Source organism: Collinsella sp. AM33-4BH, assembly GCF_003469205.1.
In the GTDB taxonomy this organism is placed as follows: domain Bacteria; phylum Actinomycetota; class Coriobacteriia; order Coriobacteriales; family Coriobacteriaceae; genus Collinsella.
On the sequence record NZ_QSIN01000011.1, the window covers coordinates 43,703 to 64,517 of the forward strand.

General features: G+C 61.3%; 16 protein-coding genes and 1 tRNA gene. 9 read left to right on the plus strand and 8 right to left on the minus strand.

Features of this window, described 5'->3' with window-relative positions:
• Positions 1-97: 97 nt before the first annotated feature.
• Complete coding sequence (locus DW821_RS08420) at positions 98-292, plus strand: hypothetical protein (protein WP_233553034.1); 195 nt, start codon at positions 98-100, stop codon at positions 290-292.
• A gap of 208 nt (positions 293-500) precedes the next feature.
• Positions 501-1,853, plus strand: coding sequence for an ATP-binding protein (locus DW821_RS08425; protein WP_055250796.1), 1,353 nt, complete (start codon positions 501-503; stop codon positions 1,851-1,853).
• A 44-nt stretch (positions 1,854-1,897) separates the two neighbouring features.
• On the opposite strand, the gene DW821_RS08430 is transcribed toward DW821_RS08425, so the two are convergent.
• The 3 genes from DW821_RS08430 to DW821_RS08440 form a co-directional block, all read right to left on the minus strand.
• A complete protein-coding gene (locus DW821_RS08430) occupies positions 1,898-3,400 on the minus strand; it encodes a hypothetical protein (protein ID WP_118066467.1) in 1,503 nt (500 codons plus the stop codon).
• Positions 3,401-3,638: 238 nt separating this feature from the next.
• On the minus strand, positions 3,639-4,646 hold the full coding sequence (locus tag DW821_RS08435) for a DUF5692 family protein (protein WP_117806530.1): 1,008 nt from the start codon (positions 4,644-4,646) through the stop codon (positions 3,639-3,641).
• A gap of 63 nt (positions 4,647-4,709) precedes the next feature.
• Complete coding sequence (locus tag DW821_RS08440; RefSeq protein ID WP_118066469.1) at positions 4,710-5,372, minus strand: TetR/AcrR family transcriptional regulator; 663 nt, start codon at positions 5,370-5,372, stop codon at positions 4,710-4,712.
• A gap of 189 nt (positions 5,373-5,561) precedes the next feature.
• Between DW821_RS08440 and DW821_RS08445 the strand changes: the two genes are divergently transcribed.
• From DW821_RS08445 to DW821_RS08475, 7 genes are all read left to right on the plus strand, one after another.
• On the plus strand, positions 5,562-8,339 hold the full coding sequence (locus DW821_RS08445) for an FAD-dependent oxidoreductase (protein ID WP_199584321.1): 2,778 nt from the start codon (positions 5,562-5,564) through the stop codon (positions 8,337-8,339).
• A gap of 197 nt (positions 8,340-8,536) precedes the next feature.
• Positions 8,537-8,965, plus strand: coding sequence for a hydrogenase maturation nickel metallochaperone HypA (locus DW821_RS08450; RefSeq protein ID WP_118066471.1), 429 nt, complete (start codon positions 8,537-8,539; stop codon positions 8,963-8,965).
• 400 nt (positions 8,966-9,365) lie between these two features.
• Positions 9,366-10,355 (plus strand): PTS sugar transporter subunit IIB, encoded by a 990-nt coding sequence (locus DW821_RS08455; RefSeq protein ID WP_118066473.1) that lies wholly within the window; start codon positions 9,366-9,368, stop codon positions 10,353-10,355.
• A gap of 18 nt (positions 10,356-10,373) precedes the next feature.
• Positions 10,374-11,192 carry a PTS mannose/fructose/sorbose transporter subunit IIC gene (locus DW821_RS08460; RefSeq protein WP_089573274.1) on the plus strand — a complete coding sequence of 273 codons (819 nt, stop codon included), beginning with the start codon at positions 10,374-10,376 and terminating at the stop codon, positions 11,190-11,192.
• 16 nt (positions 11,193-11,208) lie between these two features.
• Complete coding sequence (locus DW821_RS08465; protein ID WP_117564942.1) at positions 11,209-12,129, plus strand: PTS system mannose/fructose/sorbose family transporter subunit IID; 921 nt, start codon at positions 11,209-11,211, stop codon at positions 12,127-12,129.
• Positions 12,130-12,249: 120 nt separating this feature from the next.
• A complete protein-coding gene (locus tag DW821_RS08470) occupies positions 12,250-12,648 on the plus strand; it encodes a DUF956 family protein (protein WP_117736764.1) in 399 nt (132 codons plus the stop codon).
• A gap of 114 nt (positions 12,649-12,762) precedes the next feature.
• A tRNA-Arg gene (locus DW821_RS08475) sits at positions 12,763-12,838 on the plus strand.
• Between the two features lie 279 nt (positions 12,839-13,117).
• Here the strand turns inward: DW821_RS08475 and pknB are convergent.
• From pknB to DW821_RS10335, 5 genes are all read right to left on the minus strand, one after another.
• Entirely contained in the window at positions 13,118-15,079 is a 1,962-nt protein-coding gene (pknB, locus tag DW821_RS08480) for a Stk1 family PASTA domain-containing Ser/Thr kinase (RefSeq protein WP_118066475.1), read from the minus strand.
• 132 nt (positions 15,080-15,211) lie between these two features.
• Positions 15,212-18,082, minus strand: a complete 2,871-nt coding sequence (locus DW821_RS08485; RefSeq protein ID WP_118066477.1) for an FtsW/RodA/SpoVE family cell cycle protein — start codon at positions 18,080-18,082, stop codon at positions 15,212-15,214.
• A gap of 16 nt (positions 18,083-18,098) precedes the next feature.
• Positions 18,099-19,898, minus strand: a complete 1,800-nt coding sequence (locus tag DW821_RS08490; protein WP_118066479.1) for a Stp1/IreP family PP2C-type Ser/Thr phosphatase — start codon at positions 19,896-19,898, stop codon at positions 18,099-18,101.
• Positions 19,895-20,311, minus strand: coding sequence for an FHA domain-containing protein (locus DW821_RS08495; protein WP_006235180.1), 417 nt, complete (start codon positions 20,309-20,311; stop codon positions 19,895-19,897). The genes DW821_RS08490 and DW821_RS08495 overlap by 4 nt, the downstream gene beginning before the upstream one ends.
• Before the next feature lie 6 nt (positions 20,312-20,317).
• On the minus strand, positions 20,318-20,815 hold a 498-nt coding region (locus DW821_RS10335), incomplete at its 5' end, for an FHA domain-containing protein (protein WP_233553036.1).

The window sequence follows — 20,815 nt, forward strand, 5'->3', positions numbered from 1 at the left end:
TAAACGCCAAGGGCGGCGGATCCAATTGGGTCCGCCGCCCTTTTTCGTGCGACAATCGATAATGTTGAACACGATTGCATGGCAAGGAGATATGCAGATGATAGACAAGAACAAGACGAATGCGCCGGTCGCCAACGCCGCGCCGGCCGCACCCAAGCCTGCACCCAAGCCTGTGCCCAAGCCGCGCGACCCCTACATCCGTGCCGAGAACGAGGATGACGACGGCTACGATCCTTATAGCGATCGTCGCCCCGAGCGCGAGCTCCTCTTCGAAGCCGACCCCTGGCGTTAAGTAGCTCATTTGGGACGGGGCTTTTTTAGCTACTTTGTTTTCGGCTAGAGGCGTTCATGCCTGCCCCCCTCGGCCGCTCGATATCCTCCGGGAGGGGCCACTAATAGAAAACTTGCTTATCCATTAATCAAGATACGCATAATCTTGCTCTCCTGCTAATCAAGAATCGTTATAATCTTGATTAGCAGGAGAGCAAGATTGGAGAATTATGGCGTTCAACGACTTGGTGGCTCAAAAAATAAAGGACTTTGAGCAACAGGGGATTCCGCAGGTCTTTGAGCGCGACCTTGATCTGGGCAACCCGCAGGAGCCAAAGCGCGACAACATCGTATATGTGATTGTGGGCGCCCGTCGTTGTGGAAAGACGTATCGCCTGTATCAGGAGATACGGCGGCTTCAGGGCCAAGGCGTCGAGCTTGACCGGATGCTATATTTCAATTTTGAGGATGAGCGCTTGCGTCCGTATGAGCCATCGCTACTAGCGGACGTGCTCGATACATTCTATGCACTATATCCTGCTGCTCGAGGCGAGGGCGCCTACCTTTTCTTTGACGAGATCCAGGAAATACCCGAATGGGGTGCGTTTCTGCGACGCGTGGTCGATACGGAGAAGGCGACCGTTTACGTGACGGGATCTTCTTCTAAGATGCTGTCCTCAGAACTTAAGAGCGAGTTCAGGGGCCGTTCTCTTGTGCGAGAGCTTTTTCCGTTGAGTTTTTCGGAATACGTCCGATATAAGACGGGGAGCGTTCCTGAGTCGAACGCACCCTTCTCCTCGAGCGATGCAGCGTTGCTCCGACACCATCTGGTCGGATATCTCGAGCGAGGGGGATTCATCGCGACACTTGAGCAGACGCCCGCAGACGCGATTCAGCTGCTACAGGAATATGCGTCGCGAACGGTCGCCATGGACGTCGTTGAACGTTACGACGTCAAGAACCCCCGTTTGGCCTCGCTGTTTCTGGCGCGGTGCATGGCATCTTCGGGACGAGAGCTGTCAGTGAACAAAGTGTACAACGAGTTCAAGAGCAGACAGATATCCGTCAGTCGAAATACGCTCAGCGACTTACTTGAGTATTACGAGGACGCCTACCTGCTGTTTTCGGTGCCGGAGTTCACGCGTTCGCTTGCAAATAATACGCGGTCTGCGTCTAAGGTCTACGCCGTCGATCCTGCGATGTTCGGAGCGTTCTCCCCCGCATCGGCATTGGATCATGGTCAGAGGCTCGAGACCGCGGTGTTCAATGCGCTCAGAAGAAGGACCCCCGCCGTGCGGCCCGGTTCGGTTTGCCGCCTGCTGATTAAAGATAAGAATAAAAGCCATGAGGTGGACTTTGTGGCTGGGGATGCACTGCTCATGCAGGCTTACGGCCTGATTCAGGTAAGTGTGGATATGACAAGCGAGAAAACGCGCGAGCGCGAAATTGCCGCGCTCGATGCCGCGATGGCCCAGTTTGATCTTGGCGAGTCGGTAATCGTTACCATGGATGAGCAGGCCGATATTCCATGCAAACACGGCGTGGTACATGCTGTGCCCGCATGGAAGTGGCTCCTTTCCTAATCGTCTATGGATTTGCGAGGCCAGGACTCAGGTGTCATGGTCCGCTAGTCCTGGGCCTTGATGCTCGGCATCAGAATCTGGGCGAGGTAGTCGGTCTCGAGTTTGGTCGCAGCGTCGGCCTTGCCGTCTTTGCCGACCAGTACGTTCTTGATCTGGCTATAGGTGTAGCGGTTGCCGGTCGTGAGCTCGACAAGCTCAATGGCCGAGTCCATGGGGTAGGTCGACACGGGATTCTGCGTCCGTCCGTTGATGGTCTGGGGCACCACGTACGGATAGACGGGGCCGCTGGCGTAGACGGTATAACCGTTGCCTAGGTTGGCCGCACCCAAAACCGTATCGCCCTCATCGGGCGTAAAGCTCTCGCCCTCGCGCACTGCGACGAGCGTCACAATCGGCGTATCGCTGTCGCCGGCAAGATAGATGCATAGCGTGCTGCCATTTTGCCAAGTCTCGACCTTGCCGTACCACTCGACAGGGATATCGAGCTGGTAGAGGCCGGTTGCCTTGTGACGGGCGTCGGCATCACGGGCTGCCTGTGCCTTTTGCGCGCTCACGGCATTGACGGCGGCGTCGCGCCGCGCGGTTGCCGCCTGCTGGAGCACCTTGGCGGTGGCGGCGGAGCTCGCGCCTCCCTCCTCGGCATATTTGGCGGCGGCATCGATCTGGTCGTCGGTTACCGTGTCGGCCGAAGGCACCTTGAGCTTAAAGGCGGCCTGGCTGCTTAGGTCCTGTCCGTCGCTCTTGATCGTGACCTGTGCCTTGGTGGTCGGCACGGTATAGACGGTGCCGTCGGACGCGATGGGGGAGGCGGCAATGGAGAGCGTGTAGTCACCGGGTAGCAGTTTGATGCCACGGCCGTGCTCGTCAATATAGAGTGTTTCGCTCACGGAGGATCCGTCAGAATCCTGGCCACTCACTTGTACGGGAATCTTGGAGCCGGCGGAACAGTCGAGGCCCGCGGCATGCACGCCAATCTGCACCGACATCATCGTGTGGGCATTGGCGGCGACAGCGGCAGCCTGCTCTTGCTGATATCCGTTCCAGGCAGCATAGCCTGCACCGCCGGCGACGAGCGCGACGGCCACGACACCGGCGACCATCAGATTGCGGCGCTTGGGCGACATCTTGCGATGGCGGACCTCGGCTTCGTGTGCCGAGGGAACGGACGGCAGGGGAATATCGCCCATGGCGATGGTCTCATCCACGGCTGGTGCGGAACCCAGGCCAGGAAGCTCGCGAGTCAGCGAATCTTCGGCCGGTAAGCTGTCGAGCAAGACGGTTTCCTCGCCCGTGTCGGATTCGGGCTGGTCGTCGGCCTCGCATTCGGATTCCTGGTGCCCCGCTTCGTCTTCGGTGGGCGCGGCGCCATCGTCTTTTGCATCCTGATCATCGGGCTGCGCCTCGATTTCCGGCTCATCCTGCACATCAACGCTCGAATCGTCAAACGCAATCTCGGCCAGCGCGATCTGGTCTAGGCTCTCCAGGGCCTCGGCGCATGCTTCTGCATCTTGGGCCGCATCCTCTTGGCCCATCGTCTCATCTTTCATATATCCCCCAAGCTCGACATCGGGACAACACTGTACCCAAAAACGGGGCTCCATAGAGCCGCCGCATGATTTGAAATCCGATTTTATATATGCGCGTGTTTTTGAATAGATGAATAGAGGCGCAACGACAAAAAGCCCCCGGAAAGCGAGCGAAACGCTTTTCGGGGGCTCTGCGAGACATTGGATTGAAAGGCCTGGTGAGCGGGCCTATGCCCAAGTGCCAACAGCGGCCAACATGTTACTCGGCGTGCGCGTAATCAACCTTGGCACGGCGAGCGGTGGCCTTTTCCCAATCGCTGGTGCCCTCAAAGACATCCTGCTTGTAGGGATTGCGGCCGAGCTTCTTGGCGCGGTAGGCGATGTAGATGATCGCGGCGACGTTGGCGACCAGTGCGGCGATCGAGACCGCGGTAGCGGCGCCGGGGTCGAGCGTAGAGTGGGTCACAAAGATGGACTCCTCCTGGAAGTAGGGGAACACCTGGGCAAACATGCACCAAATGGCAAGCGTAAAGGCGCGATTCTGGATCCAGCCGCCCTTGTTCCAGATAAAGGCGGCGACGGTGGGCGCCAGCAGCAGCGCAAAGCCGCAGAACCAGGAGTGGGTGGGCAGGCAGTTGTAGGTGTAGCAGAAGTTCCAGATATCGTAGGCGATGATGTAGACCCAGGTCATGTCGGGCCACAGCATGTCGGTCTTGTCCTCGGAGGCGTAGACGCTCCACCAACCGGTCATGCAGAAGATGTTGATGATACCGGCGATGCCGTTGAACACGTTGTTCCAGCCGGCAAGCTGCGTAGCACCTTCGGAGGTGACCCAAGTGGACTGGCCCAGGACAAAGAAGTGATAGGCGCTCTCAAAGTCGGACACGACGGCGATCATGATGTTGATGGCGACGATCACAAACGGCCACGCGCGGAACCAGTGTGCCTTGCCGATCTTGCCCCACTGATACTTAATGGCGATGAAGCCCCAGCAACCGGCCAACGCCGCGTAGACCTTGGCGTAGTGGAACCAGCTGTTCTGGTACACATGGGTGGGGTTGGTGAGCGCCCACTCGGCGCCCTGCGAAACGCCGATGGCGATGGCGACGCAGTAGATGGTCATGGCCAGCGGAGCCACGCCAAAGATGATGGCCGCGCCCAGCTTGGTGCGGCGGCCGACCTCGTTGAGCACGATCAGGCCAATAAAGACCATGGCCCAGCCGGCCCAGTGGATAAGGGTATCGCTACCCCAAACATCGAACAGCATGCTGCTCTCCTTTCACACGCCCGCGGCCCCTCTTCTGATCGCGGGCAGTTTGGCCGAATGTCGTCAGTTCTGGGGCTTGCGCTCCGGATACTTGGCGGTATAGCCCTCGATGTGGAGTGTCGAGGCGATGATTTCCTTGACCGTCTCGTCGGGCACATCGGGGTGCGTGCGGATATACATCAAAAGACCCATGATGAGGGTGTAGAACGTCTCGTAGACATGGTCGATGCGTAGCTCATGATGGGCGACAAAATCCACCACGGTGGTATCGCAGATATACTGCGCCACGCGCTGGACCACGTTGTGCAAAAAGCCGCCGTAGAGCGCGCCGCTGCTCGAGGTGAGCGTGCTCGGCAGCTCGTGGCCGCTGGCGACCAGGCGTTTAAAGAGCGGGGCGACGGTGTCGAGCGCGCCCTCGATATCACCAACGGTGCGGCCGGCATTCCACTGCTCGAGCTCGGAGATAAAACCGTCGATTGCCTCGTCCATGACGGCGGTGACGGCGGCGTCCATGTCGGCGAAGTAGTGGTAGAACAGCGAGCGCGTGCAGCTGGCTCGCTTGGTCACGGCCGATACCGATAGGTGGGACACGCCCAGCTCGGAGCTTACGGTGCGCACGGCATCGAGGATCTCGCGACGGCGTTCGTCGCCCGTCAGGCGCTTTGCCGCGCTATCGGATGCGGGGATGGCATCGACCACAGAGGTACCTGCTGCGTTGTTGCCCATGTTTTGCCGCCTTTCATCCTCTTTTGCCGGACCGTTCGCCTAACAGTCTTGAATATTGTTGACGGTTCGTCAATACTATTTTTGACACAATGTCAACAATGGTGGGTGAACGGCATGGGGGCATGCCCGGCCTGCAAAAAAAGAGGGGTGCCGCGGCCTCGCCGGGCTGTGGCAAGAGAAGGGACAACCATGATTCTCAACGGACCGGGAATTAGCTATACCGAGCCCGATATCGGTTCGGAGTTCGTGCCGCCGCTGCCGGAGCATCCGCGCGAGGCAATCGTCAAGCTGTGCGAGCACTGCACCAACCGCCTGCTGCATCGCGATGAGCTGCTGGGCTACGAGTACTGGTCGTTTGCCGAGGCCGCGACCGACGAGCAGGCCGAAGTGCTCTGCAAGATGAAGATGCGCCGTCCCTATACGCTGCCCGAGATGGTCAAGCTCACCGGCATGCCCGAAGCCGATATCGAGAAAATGCTCGACGACATGAGCTACACGGGTCTGCTCGAGTACAACTGGGAAAACCCCGAGCGCGCCAAGCAGTGGGTGCTGCCCATGCTGGTGCCGGGTTCCGCCGAGTTCCTCAACATGCGTGTGAGCCAGCTCGAGGAGCATCCGGTCTATGCCAAGTTCTTTGAGCAGGCGTCCAAGGGACCGCTGTCCAAGGCCACGCCGATGGTGCCGCCCGGCGGTGCCGGCATCGGCATGCATGTCATTCCGGTCGAGAAGGCCATCGATGCCGCGAGCACCTCGGTGCCGATCGAGCATATCGAGCATTGGCTCGACAAATACGAGGGTAAGTATGCCGCTAGCACCTGCAGCTGCCGCGCGAGCCGTCGCGTGATGGGTGAGGGCTGCGCCGACGACCCGGCAGATTGGTGCATCGCCGTGGGCGATATGGCCGACTACGTGGTCGAGACCGATCGTGGTCATTACGTGACCCGCGACGAGGTTTACGACATCTTGCGCCAGGCCGAGGACAACGGCTTTGTACACCAGATCACCAACATCGATGGCGAGAACAAGATCTTCGCCATCTGCAACTGCAACGTCAACGTGTGCTACGCCCTGCGCACCTCGCAGCTGTTCAACACACCCAACCTGTCGCGCTCGGCCTATGTCGCCAAGGTCGAGAAGGACAAGTGCGTGGCCTGCGGTCGCTGCGTTGAGGTGTGCCCTGCCGGTGCCGCCAAGCTCGGCCAGAAGCTCTGCAGCAAAAAGGCCGGCGGACAGGTGCCTGAGTATCCGCGCCAGGAGCTGCCCGATGCCACCAAGTGGGACCACACCAAGTGGTCGCCCAACTACCGCAACGATAACCGTATCGAGACGCACGAGTCCGGCACCGCGCCCTGCAAGACGGCTTGCCCCGCGCACGTTGCCGTTCAGGGCTATCTGAAGCTTGCGGCACAGGGGCGCTATGACGAGGCGCTGGCGCTCATCAAGCGCGAGAACCCGCTGCCCGCTATCTGCGGCCGCGTGTGCAACCGCCGCTGCGAGGATGCCTGCACCCGCGGCCGTGTGGACGCCGCCGTGGCTATCGACGAGGTCAAGAAGTTTATCGCCCAGCGCGATCTTGATGCCGCGACCCGCTATGTCCCGCCCGTGGTGACGCCGACACGCGCTGGCGGCTTCGATCAGAAGATTGCCATCATCGGTGCCGGCCCGGCCGGTCTGTCCTGCGCCTTCTATCTGGCCGAGAAGGGCTACAAGCCCGTCGTGTTCGAGAAGAACGAGCGCCCGGGCGGCATGCTCACCTACGGTATTCCCAGCTTTAAGCTGGAGAAGGACGTTATCGAGGCAGAGGTCGAGATCATTCGCCTGATGGGCGCCGAGTTCCGCTATGGCGTGGAGGTCGGTCGCGATGTGACGCTCGACGAGCTGCGCGCGCAGGGCTTTAAGGCCTTTTATGTTGCCATCGGCTGCCAGGGCGGCCGCCTCGCCGGTATTCCGGGCGAGGCGGCCGAGGACGTGACCGTGGCCGTCGACTTTTTGCGCGAGGTCAACAGTGGCAAGATCGACGCGCTGCCCGGCCGCACCATCGTGGTGGGCGGCGGCAACGTGGCCATCGACGTCGCGCGCAACGCCTGCCGTCTGGGTTCCGAGCACGTTGAGATGTTCTGCCTGGAGAGCGAGGCCCAGATGCCCGCCAGCGAGGAGGAGCGTCGCGAGGCCGTTGAGGACGGCGCTCACATCAGCTGCGGTTGGGGCCCCAAGGAGGTTCACCTGGACGAGGCCGGTCGTGTGTGCGGTATCACCTTCAAGCGCTGCACGCGTGTCTTTGACGACGAGGGCCGGTTTGCGCCCGAGTACGACGAGAACGATCTGCGCCGCGTCGATGCCGACCGCGTGGTCATGTCGATTGGCCAGTCCATTGTGTGGGGCGACCTGCTGGCTGGCTCCAAGGTGGAGCTCGGCCGCGGCCAGGGTGCTCTTGCCGACCCCCAGACCTATCAGACCGCTGAGCCCGACATCTTTGTGGGCGGCGACGTCTACACCGGCCCCAGCTTTGCCATCGACGCCATCGCCGCCGGTCACGAGGCCGCGGTGTCCATCCATCGCTTTGTGCAGCCGGGCTCCACGCTCACCATCGGCCGCAACCAGCGCCGCTACACCGCGCTCGACCGCGACGACGTTGTGCTCGAGAGCTACGACAACGCGAGCCGCGAGGTTGCGCATGTGGACCGCGAACGCGAGAAGGCCGCGCCGTTTAGCGAGTACGTCGAGACCTTTACCGAGGAACAGGTGCGCGCCGAGACCGCTCGCTGCCTGGGCTGCGGCGCCTCGATCGTCGACCCCAACAAGTGCATCGGCTGCGGTCTGTGCACCACCAAGTGCGCGTTCGACGCCATCCATCTGGATCGCGACCGCCCCGAGTGCTCAACGATGGTCAAATACGAGCAAAAGCTTCCCAGCCTGGGCAAGTACGCACTCAAGCGCGCCATCAAAATCAAGTTTGGGAAGAAGTAATGAGGTTCCGCCGTTCTAACGAACGGCGGCACTGCCGACGCTGCGCGGCACCCAGGTACCCCATCTTGCCCCTCAACTGCGGCGCCGCGGGCAAAAGCCCAGCGGACGCCTTGTTTCGGGGCAACCTGGGGCACCTGGATCGTCGCTCGCTGACGTTTGGCTGACATCGCATCAACCATTGTTGAAAGGTTTTCGCCTTGCATGAATTGGGAATCGTTTACCACATTATTCGCGATGTCGAGAATGTGGCGCGCGCCAATGGCGTGCGTCGCGTTTCGAGCGTGACGTTGCTGCTGGGCGAGGTCTCGGGCGTCGTTCCCGACTTGCTGCTCGACGCTTGGCGCTGGGCGGCGGATAAAAAGCCTATCACGCAGGGCGCGGAGCTTATCGTGGAGCCCGTCGAGGCCGTGACGCATTGCGAGGCGTGCGGCTGCGACTACGCGACGGTCGAGCACGGCAAGACCTGCCCCCATTGCGGCAGCGGCGAGACATACCTGTTGCAGGGCCAGGAGGTCATGATCAAGCAGATCGAGACCCCCGACGAGGACCCGGCAGACGCTGCTCCTGGCGACCTCTCCGACGCCCCCGATGCCGTCGACGCCGCCAACCCCCTCCACATCGCCTAACTTAGACATTGGGGACGTTCTTAAACGACCAGTCGAAAAAGAACGTCCTCAATGACTAGCCATTTAGGAACGTCCCCAACGACTACTTTGCTAGAGCATATTTCTTACCATTAGTCAAGCACCATCTGTTTAAACGAAATAGCCTCAACCAGAGCACATTTGTGTCTGTTTAAAACCGGCAATAATGAACAGCGTGCTCAATTCGGTCATGTACATAGATCAGTTATCAATCCTCAGCAGTAAATCAGCCAAAATGCTGGAATGTAATCAGGTTGTAATAAATCAAGACGTTTAAACAAATAATGCTACCTTTTGCAGTTTTTCATATAATTCTGCTGTAATTGCAGCTATACTCTTTTTTGTCGTGTAGGAAATACGTAGACAAAAAGGAGGTTATGTGATGGTAAGTATTGTTCTTGCTAGCCATGGTGACTTGGCGGCTGGAATCAAGCAGACGGGCTCGATGGTCTTTGGCGATCAGCCGTCTGTTGCCGTGGTCTCGCTCGAGCCGAGCATGGGCCCCGACGACTTCCGTGCCAAGGTCGAGGAAGCAATCGCTTCCTTCGAGGACCAGGAGCAGGTGCTCTTCCTCGTTGATCTGTGGGGCGGCACGCCGTTCAACCAGATCAGCGGGCTCATCGAGGGCCACGATTCCTGGGCTATCGTCACCGGTGTCAACCTGCCTATGCTCATCGAGGCATATTCGCAGCGCTTTGACGCAAAGAACACTGCACATGCGATCGCAAAACATCTCGTGACTGAGGCTAAGGCTGGCGTGCGCGTCAAGCCCGAGTCTCTGGAGCCCGAGGAGAAGAAGCCGGCTGCGGCCGCCGCTGCTCCTGCAGGCGCCATCCCTCCGGGAACGGTCATCGGCGACGGGCACATCAAGATCGCCCACGTCCGTATCGACACCCGTCTGCTTCATGGTCAGGTGGCCACCACGTGGACCAAGCAGATCAACCCCAACCGCATCATCGTGGTTTCCGACGGCGTTGCTCACGACGAGCTCCGCAAGACCATGATCGAGCAGGCTGCCCCTCCGGGAGTCCATGCCAACGTCGTGCCCATCAAGAAGATGGCCGAGGTCGTCAAGGACACGCGCTTTGGTGACACCAAGGCCATGCTGCTCTTCGAGAACCCGCAGGATCTGCTCAAGGCCATCGAGGCCGGCGTCGACATCAAGGAAGCCAACATCGGTTCCATGGCTCACTCCAAGGGCAAGGTCGTCGTCACCAACGCCGTCGCCATGGGCGATGACGACGTTAAGACTCTCGAGGCTCTCAAGGCCAAGGGCGTCAAGTTCGAGGTCCGCAAGGTTCCTTCGGATTCCTCCGAGGATCTCGACGCCATGTTGAAGAAAGCTAAGGCCGAACTGGCCGCTCAAGCATAGTAAAGGAGGGTCCGATACATGTCTGCAATCACTATTCTGCTTGTTGCGATTGTCGCGTTGCTTGCCGGTATGGAAGGCATTCTGGATGAGTTCCAGTTCCATCAGCCGCTCGTGGCATGCACGCTTATCGGTCTCGTAACCGGTCACCTTCAGGAGGGCATCCTCCTGGGCGGTTCGCTCCAGATGATGGCCCTTGGCTGGGCTAACGTCGGCGCCGCCGTCGCGCCTGACGCCGCTCTGGCCTCGGTCGCTTCTTCGATCATCATGGTGCTCGCCCTCAACGGTGGCGCCACCGATTCGGCCAAGGCCGTTACCGCCGCCATCGCCGTCGCCGTCCCGCTGTCGGTCGCTGGTCTGTTCCTGACCATGATCTGCCGTACCCTGGCTACCGCTATGGTTCACGGCATGGACGCCTGCGCCGAGAAGGGCGACTTCGCCGGCATCGAGCGTTGGCAGTACGCCGGCATCCTCATGCAGGGTGTTCGTATCGCCATCCCGGCAGTACTTCTGTGCATCATCCCGGCCGAGGCTGTTACCAACGCGCTTAACGCTATGCCCGATTGGCTGTCCGGCGGCATGGCTGTCGGCGGCGGCATGGTCGCTTCCGTCGGTTACGCCATGGTCATCAACATGATGGCCACCAAGGAGACCTGGCCGTTCTTCATCCTCGGCTTTGTCCTTGCTGCCATCCCTCAGCTCACGCTGATCGCCCTTGGCCTCATCGGCATCTCCCTTGCCCTCATCTACCTTGGCCTTAAGGATCTGGCCAAGCAGGGTGGCGGCATGGGCGGTGGCTCCGGTGACCCGCTCGGCGACATTCTGAACGATTACGAGTAGGAGGGGAGTGATACATATGGCAGAGAACAAGATTCAGCTCACCAAGGCTGACCGTAAGAAGGTTTGCTTCCGTCATCAGTTCCTTCAGGGCTCGTGGAACTACGAGCGTATGCAGAACGGCGGCTGGTGCTTCGCAATGATCCCTGCGATCAAGAAGCTCTACACCAGCAAGGATGACCAGATTGCCGCTCTTAAGCGCCACCTGGAGTTCTATAACACCCACCCCTATGTTTCCGCCCCCGTCATTGGCGTTACCCTCGCCCTTGAGGAGGAGCGCGCCAACGGTGCTCCGATTGACGACGTCGCCATTCAGGGCGTCAAGGTCGGTATGATGGGCCCGCTCGCCGGCGTCGGCGACCCCGCCTTCTGGTTCACCCTTCGCCCGATTCTGGGCGCACTGGGCGCTTCCCTGGCCCTGTCCGGCAGCATCGCCGGTCCGCTGCTGTTCTTCTTCGCGTGGAACATCATCCGTTACGCCTTCCTGTGGTACACGCAGGAGTTTGGCTACAAGGTCGGCTCCTCCATCGCCAAGGACCTCTCCGGCGGTCTGATGGGCAAGGTCACCGAGGGTGCTTCCATCCTGGGTATGTTCATCATCGGCGCCCTGGTCGAGCGCTGGGTGTCCATCTCCTTCACCCCGGTCGTCTCCAAGGTCACGCAGTCCGCTGGCGCCTATATCGACTGGGCCAACCTGCCCGCCGGTTCTGAGGGCATCAAGCAGGCATTGACGATGTACAGCTCTGTCGGTGCCAACGCACTCGACCCGGTGAAGGTCACCACGCTTCAGGCCAACCTCGATCAGCTCATCCCCGGCCTTGCCGCCGTGTGCCTGACCCTTCTGGTCTGCAAGCTCCTCAAGAAGAAGGTCAGCCCGATCGTCATCATCCTGGCTCTCTTCGCCGTCGGCATCATCGGTCGCGTCTGCGGCTTCATGTAAGCACGCTTCGGCTTAAGACCGAGAGTTGCTAGGCAAGGGCTTTTGAGCCATTGAAACGGACCGCACCCGGTGGGTACACTGGATGCGGTCCGATTGTTTTTATTGGAGGGCGAGGCGCGTATGGCGCAATCTCAGAACAGCACGGTCGATCTGGCAACGCCGGCAACCTGCCTGATGGGGCTTACCAGTCACGGTAACGTGATGGTGGGCAATAAGGCGTTTGAGTACTATAACGAGCGTAATCCCGAGGATTATATCCAAATCCCGTGGGACGAGGTCGACTATATTGCCGCCGAGGTTTTGCGCGGCACCAAGAAGATTACGCGTTTTGCCATCTTTACCAAAGAGAATGGCCACTTTACGTTTTCGACGCGCAATGACAAGGAAACGCTTCGCGCGGTGCGTAAGTACATTGACGAGGACAAGCTCGTTCGTTCGCCCGACTTTATCGATGTGACGGCTAAGGGCGCCAAGAGCATCCCCTCCGTCATCAAAAGCCTCTTCCATAAAGGCGACTAGTCGCCTGGGACGTTCTTAAACGACTAGTCATTAAAGAACGTCGCAGACGACTATCTCGAAGAGTGGCTATGCGCTGCATGGTAGTGGCGCAAATCTGCTACACTAGTACAACATGCCTCCGTAGCTCAGGGGATAGAGCACCGCTCTCCTAAAGCGGGTGTCGACGGTTCGAATCCGCCCGGGGGCACCAGAGGAATATCGAGCCCGGTACCGCTACGGTGCCGGGCTCTTCTGGTCTAAGGGCAGGATTCGGACCGTCGACACCCGCGTCACTTATTTCCCCGCGGGGGGGAGTTTTCGAATCCGCCCGGGGGCACCAGGGGAATATCGAGCCCGGTACCGCTACGGTGCCGGGCTCTTCTGGTTCATGTCATGTCAAAAACGAAGCGCCCGCTTGCTGGGGAAGCAAGCGGGCGCCTGTGAGCGAATATGTTTGCGGCGAGAGCCGAAATGAACGGTGGGGGGCGACTTAGTTGGTCGTACCGGAATCGCCGCCCGTGCCCGTGCCCGAACCCGAACCCGAGCCAGAAAGTGTAACCGTCAGCGTAATCGTGCTGTCGGTGGACTGCTTGCCGGTGGGGGAGACGCCCGTAACGGTGGCATCCTCGTTACCGCTCACGGGATTGCCGTTCTGGTCACAGAAGCCAATGTTATAGAAACCGGCGTTGTTGAGCGCGGTAACGGCGGCGGAAATGCTCTTGCCGTATAGGTTGCCCGGGACGGAGGCCTTGCCGGACTTCTTGGCAATGACGACGGTAATCGTGGCGCCGGGCTTCTGCTTGCCGCTGGGGTTCCAGCTGATCACGGTGCCCTCGGTAACCGAGTCGTTCTCCTGGTAGCTCACGTCGACGCCAAAGCCTGCCATATCGAGGGCGTTGCGCGCCTGGGCCTCGGTCATGTCGGTCAGGTCGGGGACGGACGTGGTATCCGGGCCGCTCGAGACCTTATACGAGATGGTCGTGCCCTTCTCGACTTCCTTACCGGCTTCGGTGCCCTGCTCAAAGACCTGGCCCTCATCGGCCTCGTTGGCCTCCTCGGAGGCGTTGCCCTTCAGGCCAACGCTTGCCAGCGCGGCTTCTGCCTGGTCCTTGGTCAGGCCGACAAGCAGGGGAACCTCAACCTTCTCGGAGGGCTTGGGGCCCTTGGAGATCACCAGGTTCACCTTGGTGCCCTTGGCCTTCTTGGTGTGGCCGTTGGGCGTTTGCTCGGCGACCTTGCCTTCGTCGACATCGTCGTTGTAGCTTTGGTCGATGGTGCCGACCTCGAGGCCGGCTTCCTTGATCAGCTCGACGGCAGTCCGCTGGTCCTTGCCCAGCACGTCGGGCACGGGGACCTGCTCGCCGCCAAAGAGCCCAGTAGCAAAGGCCACAACGATGCCGATGACGGCAACAGCTGCCACCACAGCGGCGATGATCTTGTTCTTGTTGGATTTGGGCTTTTCGACCTCGTAGGAGCCGGTGGAGCCCGAAACCGAGCTACGGGCGGTATTCTGACCGCTCACGCCCGAGACGGGACGAACCATAGCGCGCGTTGAGTCGGAAAGCTCGCGGGTCTTGGTGGCACCCAGGTCGCCGGCGGCACCGATGATGCGCGTGGGCTCCGAGACATTGACGGCACGGCCGGACAGATAGCTGTTAAGCACCTGGCGCAGCTCGTCGGCTGTCTGGAAGCGGTTTGCCGGGTCCTTCTCCATGCACTTGAGGATGATGCGCTCAAGGTCGGCATCGACGCCGGAGTTGATCTGGCTCGGCGGGATGGGGAGCTCGTTGACCTGCTTGAGCGCGACCGAGATGGCGTCGTCGCCGTCAAAGGGCACGCGGCCGGTGGCGCACTCGTACATGACGACACCCAGCGAGTAGATATCCGAGGTGGGGCCGAGGTCCTGGCCGCGGGTCTGCTCGGGGCTTACATAGTGGGCGGTGCCCAGAACGTTGTTATCCTGCGTGAGGTGGCTGTTCTTGGCGCGTGCGATGCCAAAATCCATTACCTTGATGTTGCCGTCGGGTAGCACCATGATGTTTTGCGGCTTAATGTCGCGGTGGATGATCTCGTGCTTGTGTGCGACCGAAAGTGCGGAGCTGATCTGCGAGCCGATCTGCGCGACCTTCTTGGGATCGAGGGCGCCGTGGCTCTTGATGCCGCTCTTAAGGTCGGTACCGCGCAGGTACTCCATGACGATGTAATAGGTGTCGCCGTCCTTGCCCCAGTCGTAGACGCCCACGATATAGGGGGAGGACAGGCCGGCAGCTGCCTGAGCCTCCTGTTTAAAGCGGGCGGCGAAGGTGGCGTCGCCGGCATACTGCGGCAGCATGATCTTGACGGCAACCGTGCGGTCGAGGACCTGATCCTGTGCACGGAAGACGGTCGCCATACCGCCCGTTCCCACCTTATCCTTGAGGAGGTATCTTCCCCCGAGGACCCTCTGTTCCATTCCTGCTCCTAACATAACTATTCGCTCAACGATGTGTGTAGTACCAAATGTGTGGCCGCTGGGGCCGTGTGGCGCGTAGCCGCTAGCTCATCGGCCGCGGCGCGCCCCAAGTATCCGCTTTGATCACGGGCATCACGCTCCCTGTGCGGCGAGCGCCGCGGTCAGGACGATGCCGGCAATCTTGGCCGCCTCGACGTCGTGTTTGTCGAAATCCTCCAGGGCCACCGAGATGGCAACCGTGGGTGAATCGTAAGGTGCAAAGCCAACAAACATAGAGTTGACGTTGGTGCCGCCGATCTCGGCCGAACCCGTCTTGCCGGCAACCTTGACGCCCGGAATCTGGGCATCGGTGCCGGTACCGGACTGGACGACGGCGAGCATGGCCTGCTTGACCTGGTCGGCCGTGGCAGAGCTGACGGCCTGGCCCAGCGAGCGGGACTGCGTGGTCTTAACAACGGTTCCGTCCGGGGCGAGTATCTGGGACACAAAGAACGGGTCCATGACCACGCCGCTGTTGGCGATAGCTGCAGCGATCACGCAATTCTGCATAACGGTGGTCTGCGGGCCAGGCGTGTGGTCCATGCCGACGGGCTGGCCGGCGCCTGCCCAAGCGGTCTCCCACTCGGTCATAAGCGACGGGTCGGCCATGATGGAAGCCGCGGTGGTCAGATCCTGACCGAGCTTTTGACCGTAGCCAAAGGCGTTGGCAAACTGGACGAGCGAGCTGGCGCCGACCTCGTTTGCCACCTGGCCAAAGACGACGTTGGACGACACGGCGAAGGCCTGCTGCAGGCTGATGGTGCCGTAGCTCTCGTTGCCAGAGTTGGTGACCGGCGCGTTGCCAATATCCATGGAGCCGGGCGCCTGGTACGTGCTGGTAAGGCTGGCGGTGCCGGTTTCGAGTGCCGCGGAGAGCGTGACGACCTTAAAGGTCGAGCCCGGGGTGTACAGCGCGTCCATGGCGCGGTCGTACATGGAGCCGTCCTCGCCGCCGCCCGACTGGAGCAGCGCATCGATGTTGGTGTTGTCGTAGGTGGGCGAGCTCGCGCACGCAAGGGCCGCACCGGTGCGCGGATCCATGACCACCACGGCGCCCTTAAAGCCCTTGAGCGCCTGCTCGGCAGCCGTCTGGATGCGCGAGTCGATGGTGAGCTTGGCGGTATTGCCCGGCTGGGTCTGCCCCGCGAGCGACGCGATGGCGTTGTTCCAGCTGGAGTAATCCTTGGAGCCGGTGAGCGTATCGTTCATGACGCTCTCGATGCCGGCGGTGCCGTATTGCTGGCTCACGTAGCCCACCACGTGCGCGGCCATGTTGCCGTTGGGGTAGGAACGGGCGTAGGTGCCGTCCTCCTGCTGCAGCGACTCGGCTAGTGTCACGCCGTCGGACGTGATGATGGAGCCACGCTGGATGTACTTGGAGCGGGCGATGGTGTGGTTGTTGGTCGGCATGTCCTGGTAGTCCTTCGCCTTGATGACCTGGACATAGGTGAGGTTGCCGATAAGGATGGCGAACAGCGCCGTAAAGGCAAACACGGCACGAGTCAGCCGGTTGGCAAGTGCCACGCGGCCGAGCACGCCGGACTCAGGCGTGTCGAGCAGGCGACGGCGCATGCGCGAGCCGACGGAATGGCTGCCGCTGCCGTAGGAAGACGAGGTGGCAAAGCGCGTGCCCGTCGGGGCGGCGGCAGATGCGACCTGATCATCGGTGATGGCGGCCATGGTGCCGGTGCCGGTAAGCTCGGCCTCGCGTCCGGTCGCCTCGTCACCGGCGCGCAGCAGGAGCGCGACGATGATAAAGCTCGCCAGCAGAGAGGAGCCGCCCTGGCTCATAAAGGGCAGGGTGACGCCGGTCAGCGGGATCAGGCGGGTTACGCCGCCAACGATCAAAAAGGCCTGGAAGCTGATGGCGGCCGTAAGGCCCGTGGCGCTAAAGGCAGCGAGGTCGGATTTAGCGCGGGCAGCCGTGGTGAGGCCACGCACGGCAAAGAGCATAAACAGGATGAGCACGGCGCCGCCGCCCAAAAGGCCCATCTCCTCGCCGATAGCCGAGAAGATAAAGTCGGACTCGACGACGGGGATGTTGTTGGCCATGCCGTTGCCGATGCCAACACCGACCAGGCCGCCATCGGCAAGCGAGAAGAGCGACTGGACGATCTGGTAGCCCTGGCCCTGGGCGTCCTTAAACGGATCGACCCAAACCTGGAAACGCACCTGAACGTGAGACAGGAACTTGTAGGCGCCCACAGCTCCAACGGCTAAGAGCGCAAGGCCGATAACGACATACGAAAAGCGCCCCGTGGCAACGTAGAGCATCAGCAAGAAGATGGTGTAGAACAGCACGGCCGAACCCAGGTCGCGTTCGAAGACGACGACGAGCAGGCACACACCCCACACGGCAAACAGCGGCAGCAGCAGTCGCAGGCGAGGGATCTTAAGACCTAAGATCTTGCGGTTGGAGATGGAGAGCAGCTCGCGGTTCTCGGCCAGGTACCCGGCCAGGAACAGCACGATAAAGACCTTGGCAAACTCGCCGGGCTGGATGGTAAAGCCCGCGATGCGAATCCACAGCTTGGAGCCCGAGATCGTGGTGCCGATAAAGATAGGCAGCATCAACAGAATGATGCCGATAATGCCAAAGGTGTACTTGTAGCGCATGACTACGTCGAGGTTCTTAACCAACGCGAGCGTTCCCACCATCAGGGCCACCGAGACAAACAGGATGATGAGCTGTGAGATGGCGAGAGCGGGGGCGAGACGCGTCACGAACGTGATGCCGATGCCCGAAAGCACAAAGACAATGGGCAGGATGGCGGGGTCGGCACCGGGCGCCAAGATGCGCACGGCAATGTGGGCCGCGGCAAAGGCGGCAAAGAGGCCGATCGGAACGGCGAGCGTCTCAAAGGAGATGGCAGCGCCCGCGGTGAGCACGTACATCGCATACAGCAGGATGACGGGGAACGCCGAGGCGATGAGCAAGAGCAGCTCGGTGTTGCGGCGACTCATAAGCGGCACTCCCTTTCTAATTCTTATCGGAGGCCTCGGCCTCGGCGGACTGTTCGGCGGTTTTCTCGGAATCTGATTCGGAGGTCGATCCCTGATTGGTGTTGTCGCGAATCGTTTGCGCGTCGATTACCTGGCGGGTCTGCTCCTCGTCGATCTGGTGGCGGTACTTGGATATCGTGTCCTGCGCATCGTCGACACTTGTTTGCGGAATGCCCGCCTTGAGGCGGTTTTGCGTGTCTTCGGGCAGGTCGGATAGCTTGATGCTGGTTTCGCTTTCGAGCCAGTGGAGCTTGAGTCCGAGCGGCTTGCCGGGCAGGCCGCGCCAGACGGCGACATTGCCCTGGTAGGTACCCAGGTAGTACGAGCCGGTGACACCCGTGTAGGCCCAGATGGCAGCCGCCAGCACCAAGACGAGACCTAAGACGACGCCGATGGTGACGTTGCGGCGACGCACGCGTTGCGCCTCGCGCATAACGCCATCGTCAACCAGGTCAACGACTACTACGGTCACGTTGTCGTGGCCGCCGGCGGCAAGCGCCGCGTCCACTAGGTTGTCGACGCAGATTTGCGCGGTTGAGGACTGCGTGGCGATGTTCTCGATATCGCTATCGGGAATCATGCTCGAAAGGCCGTCGGAGCACAGGATCAGGCGGTCGCCTTCCTCGATATGCAGAGTGAAGTGGTCGGCATACATGGCGGGGTCCGAGCCCAGCGCGCGGGTGATGACCGAACGGTTGGGGTGGACGCGAGCCTCATCTGCCGTGATCTCGCCGGCGTCCACGAGCTCCTCCACGTAGGAGTGGTCGCGGGTCACGCGGATGAGCGTGCCCTCGTGGAGCAGGTAGGCGCGAGAGTCACCCACGTGGGCGATGGCGAGCGTGTCGTTTTCGATATAGGCGCAAGTGGCTGTGCAGCCCATGCCGGGCTTGCCTAGGCCGTTCAGGGCAGCCTCGATTACGGCGGCGTTGGCGGCCTCGACGGCTGCCGCCAGGCGTGCGGCGTCGGCAGACTGAGGAGCTGTCTTGGCGATGGTCTCGACAGCGATAGAAGAGGCCACCTCGCCGGCGGCGTGACCACCCATGCCGTCGCATACGCAAAAGAGCGGCGACTGCACCAGGTAGGAATCCTCATTGTGCGGGCGCACACAGCCAACGTCGGAGCGGGCGCCCCACATGAGTTGCGTGGTGGTGCCGGCATCATAGGTCGAGTCGGTCTCGATGCGCTCCTCGGTCAGGGGCTCAAAGCTCATGGTCGAGCCGGGGTCTTTGAGCTTGGCCTCAACGGCGGCAACATCGATTTCGGCTGTGTCACCGGGAGAGACGGTGTCGGTCTCGGCGTTTGATTCGGAATCGCCGGTGTCCGGGGAGTCGGACTCCTCGGACACGCGGGCGGTCGACTCGTCGTCTTGCGGGCTGACGTCTATAGGCTCGGGCGTCGGCGTAGACGCGGGCGCAACCTCGGATGCCGGGGCTATGGGAAACGCCGGCGCGGCGGGCTCGGGTGCCGCAAACACCGCAGCGCTCTCGTTGATTGCCGCGGCGACGGGCTCTGCAAAGTGAGCCGGCGCCGGGGTTGCTTCGGGCGCTGTGGGCTGTTCCGCAGCATGTGCGCCGATGGGCGCCGCTACGGCATCCTCTTCGTCCTCGTTATTGGCGAGATCCGAAATATCATGCGTTACATGCGAAAGAGGCAGGGAGAACACGGTGTCCTCGGGCTCCACGGGTGCGGAGCCCGCCGGAGCGGCGTGGGCCGGCGCAGCTGTGGCGGCGGCCGGTGCCTCGGTCATAGTTGCGGACTTGTTCTCCTCGTCGATCATCGACGGTTCACCTTCATGACCACGTCGCCAATCTGGACTTCGTCGCCCTCACGCAGCGTCGCGGGCTCCACGAGCTGGCGGCCGTTGACGAGCGTGCCGTTAAGCGAGTTGAGGTCCTCGATGATGAGCGCCGGGCCCTGCAGCGAAAAGCGCGCATGCGAGGCCGAGACGAACGGTTCGTTGATACAGATGTCCGAAGACGGAGAGCGACCGACGATGACGGGGCCGAGCATGTCTACGTGGATGCCGCGGATACCGCGCGGACCCTTGTCCACATCAATCGTCCAGATAGCCGAGTCGCGGCGCTGCCCGCGCACGAGTCCCACGCCGGTCTTCATGACGGCGAACAGGAAGATATAGAGCAGGGCGACCAGGACGATGCGGCCTGCAAAAAGGACGATATCGATGTTCATAAGCGACTATCCCCTAAATTCAAAGGTGCTCAGGCCAAACGTCAGCAGGTCGCCGTTGCGCAGCGGGCAGCGCGTGATGCGGCGGTTGTTGACGAGCGTGCCGTTGGTGGAATTGAGGTCCTCGATCGACCAGTCCGAACCGGTAAAGGTGAGCTGGGCGTGACGGCGCGACACGTTGGGGTCGCGCAGGGCGATGTCCGAAACCGAACGCTCGCGACCGATGGTCACCTGCGCGGAAGTGATGCTGTGGCTCTCGCCGCTCACGACGTCGACGAGTTGGGCGAGCGGGCGCTGCGGGGCGCGGGTGCTCGCCATGTTGGAGGCAATACCGGCCGCGGCGCCAAGGCCCACGGCGGCGCCGGTCGCGGCGGCTCCGCCCATACCGGCGAGGGCGTCACGAGAGACGGTCTGCGGCACGGGGATGGGCGCGGCGGCGGGGTCGGGGGCGTTGGGCGCAAAGGGGTCGGCAACGGCGAGCGGGTCGGGAGCGGCGGCACGGGGCGC

Bases quoted from the DNA above. Each gene is read 5' to 3' on its own strand.
- DW821_RS08420 (WP_233553034.1), top strand. From the start codon at position 98: ATGATAGACAAGAACAAGACGAATGCGCCGGTCGCCAACGCCGCGCCG.
- DW821_RS08425 (WP_055250796.1), top strand. From the start codon at position 501: ATGGCGTTCAACGACTTGGTGGCTCAAAAAATAAAGGACTTTGAGCAA.
- DW821_RS08430 (WP_118066467.1), bottom strand. From the start codon at position 3,400: ATGAAAGATGAGACGATGGGCCAAGAGGATGCGGCCCAAGATGCAGAA.
- DW821_RS08435 (WP_117806530.1), bottom strand. From the start codon at position 4,646: ATGCTGTTCGATGTTTGGGGTAGCGATACCCTTATCCACTGGGCCGGC.
- DW821_RS08440 (WP_118066469.1), bottom strand. From the start codon at position 5,372: ATGGGCAACAACGCAGCAGGTACCTCTGTGGTCGATGCCATCCCCGCA.
- DW821_RS08445 (WP_199584321.1), top strand. From the start codon at position 5,562: ATGATTCTCAACGGACCGGGAATTAGCTATACCGAGCCCGATATCGGT.
- DW821_RS08455 (WP_118066473.1), top strand. From the start codon at position 9,366: ATGGTAAGTATTGTTCTTGCTAGCCATGGTGACTTGGCGGCTGGAATC.
- DW821_RS08460 (WP_089573274.1), top strand. From the start codon at position 10,374: ATGTCTGCAATCACTATTCTGCTTGTTGCGATTGTCGCGTTGCTTGCC.
- DW821_RS08465 (WP_117564942.1), top strand. From the start codon at position 11,209: ATGGCAGAGAACAAGATTCAGCTCACCAAGGCTGACCGTAAGAAGGTT.
- DW821_RS08470 (WP_117736764.1), top strand. From the start codon at position 12,250: ATGGCGCAATCTCAGAACAGCACGGTCGATCTGGCAACGCCGGCAACC.
- pknB (WP_118066475.1), bottom strand. From the start codon at position 15,079: ATGGAACAGAGGGTCCTCGGGGGAAGATACCTCCTCAAGGATAAGGTG.
- DW821_RS08485 (WP_118066477.1), bottom strand. From the start codon at position 18,082: ATGAGTCGCCGCAACACCGAGCTGCTCTTGCTCATCGCCTCGGCGTTC.
- DW821_RS08490 (WP_118066479.1), bottom strand. From the start codon at position 19,898: ATGATCGACGAGGAGAACAAGTCCGCAACTATGACCGAGGCACCGGCC.
- DW821_RS08495 (WP_006235180.1), bottom strand. From the start codon at position 20,311: ATGAACATCGATATCGTCCTTTTTGCAGGCCGCATCGTCCTGGTCGCC.